We start from the raw sequence: 5,521 nt of genomic DNA, 5'->3' as shown, positions 1-5,521 counted from the left end.
GATTATGTCCACTGGTGGAACTATCATCGCATTCATGGTAGTCTTAACTACCAAACTCCCATGACCAAACGAATTATCGCTTAAAAAGCACTTTATAAAAATTGTTCAGAAAAGTGTTGCCTTTTCATAGGATTCCTAATCCCATTAGTAGTAACGTAATAGCTAGGAATAAATTATTGAAAATATGAAGTAAAATGGAATCTCTTAAATTCCCTCGTCTTTGATAGGCAACGAAAAGGAGGATTCCCATACAGGTATACATGACAAATTCAACAATATTAGTAGCATGCGGTAAGGCAAAAATAAGAGAGGTTAACAAACCTGCTATCTTAAGTGATTTTCCTTTAAAGAGATCAATCATAGGAAACCCTCTAAAGACTAGTTCTTCCATAATAGGAGCGATAAAAGCAATCACAAGAACAAATAAAGCTATATAAAGTGGAAAACCATCCTTAATGAAGCCTGCTAAGGTATGCAGTGCGGCATCATTGGCGCTAATCTCTTGACCAGACCAGGCTTGATTTAGGAGTGTTCCTACAATGGCAATTACACGTCCTATTAACCAAAATAAAGCCAGATAGCCCCAATCAACTAGTCTCATTTTTTGCTGTTTAATAGAGGCCTCCTCCTTATTTTGGTAAAGACGCCATAAACAGACAAGAGTAATCCCTACAATAACTAAATAGATTATTCCAATTCCCCAATTAACCCCCATAGGAATATCATGTTGCTTTTGTAATAAAATCATCGGAAGGGCATTGAAAACCAAAGCGAGAATAATAAGCGCTGCTATTTTTAAACAATTAATGAATACTTTCATAAGTAGTCTCCTTTTAGGCTAACGATAAAATTGTCTGGTCATTGTTGCACTCTTAACGAGTAAATAAAGCTGAATTAACACCAAAACTAGGATAGCTGTCAATTCCACTTGACCAGTGAATAGATAGATAAAAAATAAAATCACATACAAGGAAGGGATAATGAGACCATTTAGGGACAACACACTTTCAAAGGATGTCTTGTGATAGGCTTGTAATTCTGCCTCATCTAGAGCCATGATATTATGTTTTAATTCTTTCAAATTTGGAAAATAAGGAACATTGGTTCCCCGAATGGCATTGTAACGTTTCATGGCTAAAGCTTGAAAAGGAATGGCCATTAGTAATAAAAGAATATCCAAAAGCGGAATGGCCAACATGGCATGCTGTGAATCATTGGTTAAGGTCAGACCAAGTAGCACATTACACATGGATAAAATAGAAGCTACGGCAATCAATAACATGGTATAAGCATGCTTTTTATTCAGCTGACGGTAACCTTTTTCAGAATAATCATCCTCTTCAACTGTGTTATAAACAGCTGTCTCTTTTTTCAGTTGCGTTAAAAAAACAAAAGAGAGTGTGAGTCCTGTGACAACTACCAGACGATTTAATAAGATAATCAGGTTAATCACATCGTCTTTTAGGAATGTGAGATGATCTAATCTCCCTCCATGGTAACCTAAAAAGGCTCCAACCATGCCACCTATAATCCCTCCCGCCAAACTTGATAGCAATAACATTTTTAACAAGCGTAAAAAACTATTCATCTTCTTTTTCATTCCTCGACCTCCACTAGACGAAACACATCCTCAACTGGTTCCTGAAACACCTTAGCAATTTTCATGGCAATTACAATTGATGGGGTATATTCGTTACGCTCAATGAGACTGATGGTTTGTCTCGATACACCTGCAAGTTTTGCCATTTCCGTTTGATTAATACCATCTCTGGCTCGTAATTCTTTGAGCCTATTTTTAAGAATAATGTCCATTGGTACCTCTTTTACCCTCCCCTAGCTCATTTTCTAAGATAAGAAAAAGCAGTCAATGATAAGGTCAGCCCTGTACAAATCAAAACCAAGTAACTCAAGGATACTCCAAACCAGATTACCCTAATAAGATGATAGCTTAAAATAAAAAATGTCAGTACACTTGTCCAAAAGCAGATTTTCCTACTCTGAAGCTTGAGTTGATCATTCATGTTTTAACCCCCCTTTACTTCTTTTATCACATTTATTGTAACACATCTTTTGCTTATTGACAATGATGATAGTCAAAAAGATTATGATTATTGTCAAATTTCCTATGAAGATAGTCAAAAAACCAAGCCCCTAGGAACTTGGTTTTGACGTTATCTGATTAAAACTGCTCTGGAACTGCTGCCATTAAGTCAGAAATCTTAGAAGTATCTGATCCACCGGCCATCGCCATATCTGGTTTTCCACCACCACGGCCTGACACAATAGGCGCCAACACTTTAATCATATTACCTGCATGCACTTCTTTAGACTTGCTTGCTACAAGGACATTAACTTTCTCACCAATCGCTGCTACTAGAACTAGCACCTCTGAGTAGTCTTTTTGTTTCCAATTATCAGCAAAGGTACGTAGGGCGCCTGCATCAGATACAGACACTTGACTAGCAATATAGCGCAAGCCATTTACTTCCTTGACCTCTTTAAAGACATCACCAGCTTGGGCTGCTGCAGCTTTTTCTTTAAGCTCTGCATTTTCTTTTTGCAAATCGCGGAGCTGTTCACTTAGACTAACAACCTTAGCAGGAACTTGATCCATTTGTGGAGCTTTCAATGTGTGAGCGATCTCTTTCAACGCATCTTCTTGCTTGCGGAAGCTTTCAAAGGCCTGTTGACCCGTAACAGCTAAAATACGACGTGTTCCTGAACCAATACCTTCTTCTTTAAGAATCTTGAAAAGGCCAATTTCCGAAGTATTGCTTAAATGAGTTCCTCCACAAAGCTCAACAGAATAATCACCGATTTGAACCACACGAACAGTTTTACCATATTTCTCACCAAAGAGTGCCATAGCTCCCATTGATTTAGCGGTTTCTACATCAGTTTCAGTTGTTGTGATAGCAAGGGCCTTCCAGATTTGTTGGTTAACTTCTTCTTCAATGCGACGAAGCTCATCTGCTGTTACAGCTTCAAAATGGGTGAAGTCAAAACGTAAGAATTCTTCCTCGTTTAAAGATCCCGCTTGGGTAGCATGCTCACCGATAATGTTGTGAAGGGCTGCATGCAACAAGTGAGTTGCTGTATGATTTTTCTCAACAGCATAACGGCGCTTGTGATCAATATCAAGAGTGTAAACAGTGTCGAGGGCTAAACTAGCTAAGACATCTACCGTATGCAAGGCTTGACCATTTGGTGCCTTTTGAACATCTGTTACACGGGCAACAATGTCTCCATTAGTATTTTTAATGACCCCGCGGTCAGCCACTTGTCCACCCATTTCAGCATAGAATGGCGTTTGGTCAAAGACAAGCAGGGCTTGACCTTCTGACACGACTTCACTACGCTCATTATTGACAATAATAACCGCTAGACGAGCATCAACAGTTTCCGTTTCATATAAGAAGGTCGATGGTTCGGTAATACCAGCAAGGGTTTCATTTTGCATCCCCATTGATCCGCCTTTAACAACAGCTGCACGGGCACGGTCCTGCTGTTCTTTCATGGCAGCCTTGAAACCATCATGATCAATTTTGTAACCAGCTTCTTCTGCCATTTCCTCAGTCAATTCAACCGGGAAACCATAGGTATCATACAATTTGAAGATATCTTTACCTTCTAGGGTATCTTTACCAGCTTCTTTTAACTGCGCCAGCAATTGATCCAAATGACCTGAACCAGCATCAATGGTACGAGCAAAAGTCTCTTCTTCGCGTTTAACAATTTTCTCGATGAAGTCACGTTTTTCAAGGATTTCTGGATAGTAGGAAGCCATGATTTCCCCTACAGTCTGAACCAGTTTGTAAAGGAAGGTTTCTTTGATACCAAGTTTACGTCCATGCATGACCGCACGACGAAGCAAACGGCGAAGCACATAGCCGCGACCTTCATTACCTGGAAGAGCGCCGTCACCGATCGCAAATGATAGAGCACGAATATGGTCTGCAATGACCTTAAAGCTCATGTCGTCTCCGTCTTGATCGTAAGTTTGACCAGACAATTTTTCGACTTCCTTGATGATTGGCATGAACAAATCAGTTTCAAAGTTTGTTTTAGCCCCTTGCATCACCGCTACCAGACGTTCTAAACCAGCGCCCGTATCAATGTTTTTATTTGGTAATTCTTTATATTCTGAACGCGGCACTTCTGGATCAGCATTGAATTGAGATAAAACGATATTCCAGATTTCAATGTAGCGATCATTTTCCAAATCTTCCTCTAGCAAGCGAATCCCAATGTTTTCTGGGTCAAAAGCTTCTCCGCGGTCAAAGAAAATCTCAGTGTCCGGACCTGAAGGACCCGCACCAATTTCCCAGAAATTCTCTTCTAAAGGAATCAGGTGACTTGGATCAACGCCAAGCGCCAACCAGCGGTTGTAAGAATCCTTATCTTCCGGATAATAAGTCATGTAAAGTTTTTCTTTTGGAAAATCAAACCATTCCGGGCTCGTTAACAACTCAAAGCCCCATTCGATAGCTTCATCACGGAAATAATCTCCGATAGAGAAGTTTCCAAGCATTTCAAACATGGTGTGGTGACGAGCTGTTTTACCTACATTTTCAATATCATTGGTACGAATAGATTTTTGCGCGTTAGTAATCCGCGGATTTTCAGGAATAACAGAGCCATCAAAATATTTTTTGAGGGTAGCAACCCCTGAATTAATCCAAAGCAGAGTGGGGTCATTAACAGGAACAAGGTTAGCAGAAGGTTCAACCGAATGACCTTTTGATTGCCAAAAGTCTAACCACATTTGACGAATTTCAGCAGATGATAAGTGTTTCATAAAAAATGAGATACAAAGAGTAAGAGAAACAGGAGTTTACTAAATCTTGCTATGTGAGTACAAAAACTAGCACAACCTTTTCTTCACTAGATGACCTACTCTAATCTCAGTCAATCTAGTTTACTCTATTCCTTTCGTTGATTTCAAATAGTCTTCAAAACAAAACAAGTCCATCTCACAGAGGGCGAAAACCGCGGTACCACCTCTATTCAATGAACTTGTCATTCTTATTTTGTTATATCAATTGTTATAAAGCTAAGTAGCATGTCTATCTGATTATCCATGACTCGCAGCAACCGTCACTTTTCTGTATCTAATCCTTGATAAACAATTCTTAACTAAATTATTATAAGTTTTTTTAACTGATTAGTCAATGAAAACTTATTATGAATCATTCCCGTAGTTACTATTTCACTTAAGGAGTTTGCGCCATTTCAAAAAACAAGTCTACATTCATAAAAAAGCTACTACTTCCTAACTTAGAAAGCAGAAGATTTTCGAAAATACACGAAAAAGGGCGCAAAAATTCCTTGTAGTTACAGCAATTTTTTCGAACGGTTAAACTACCCAGCTGCCTAAGTGCTCTCTTTGTCCTGCTTTGAGTTTTGACAGCGCAAAACCAATCATAACCAAAAAACTCATACTGACTGCCACGTTCATCTTCTTAAGTCCTCGTATGGTATGGGTTTCTAAACGAAAATCTCGGTCAAGTCTGCCATTCAC

General features: G+C 39.1%; 5 protein-coding genes. 1 reads left to right on the top strand and 4 read right to left on the bottom strand.

Translation table 11 applies throughout. The features are described 5' to 3' along the window. A partial coding sequence (locus tag ACYTR8_RS09950; RefSeq protein WP_185730816.1) for an IS3 family transposase occupies window positions 1-84 on the top strand: 84 nt, incomplete at its 5' end. A 40-nt stretch (window positions 85-124) separates the two neighbouring features. On the opposite strand, the gene ACYTR8_RS09945 is transcribed toward ACYTR8_RS09950, so the two are convergent. The 4 genes from ACYTR8_RS09945 to alaS all read right to left on the bottom strand — a co-directional run bounded on the left by ACYTR8_RS09945 (window position 125) and on the right by alaS (window position 4,798). Next, entirely contained in the window at window positions 125-820 is a 696-nt protein-coding gene (locus ACYTR8_RS09945; RefSeq protein ID WP_479642097.1) for a lysostaphin resistance A-like protein, read from the bottom strand. A gap of 18 nt (window positions 821-838) precedes the next feature. After that, window positions 839-1,600 (bottom strand): DUF3169 family protein, encoded by a 762-nt coding sequence (locus ACYTR8_RS09940; protein ID WP_111716974.1) that lies wholly within the window; start codon window positions 1,598-1,600, stop codon window positions 839-841. Further along, window positions 1,597-1,812, bottom strand: a complete 216-nt coding sequence (locus ACYTR8_RS09935; RefSeq protein WP_111716976.1) for a helix-turn-helix transcriptional regulator — start codon at window positions 1,810-1,812, stop codon at window positions 1,597-1,599. Before ACYTR8_RS09935 ends, ACYTR8_RS09940 begins: the two co-directional genes overlap by 4 nt. 367 nt (window positions 1,813-2,179) lie before the next feature. Continuing rightward, complete coding sequence (gene alaS / locus ACYTR8_RS09930; protein WP_479642096.1) at window positions 2,180-4,798, bottom strand: alanine--tRNA ligase; 2,619 nt, start codon at window positions 4,796-4,798, stop codon at window positions 2,180-2,182. Window positions 4,799-5,521 lie beyond the last annotated feature (723 nt).

It is taken from the genome of Streptococcus sp. F2, assembly GCF_056500955.1.
This window is presented reverse-complemented; position numbering and strand designations above follow the sequence as displayed.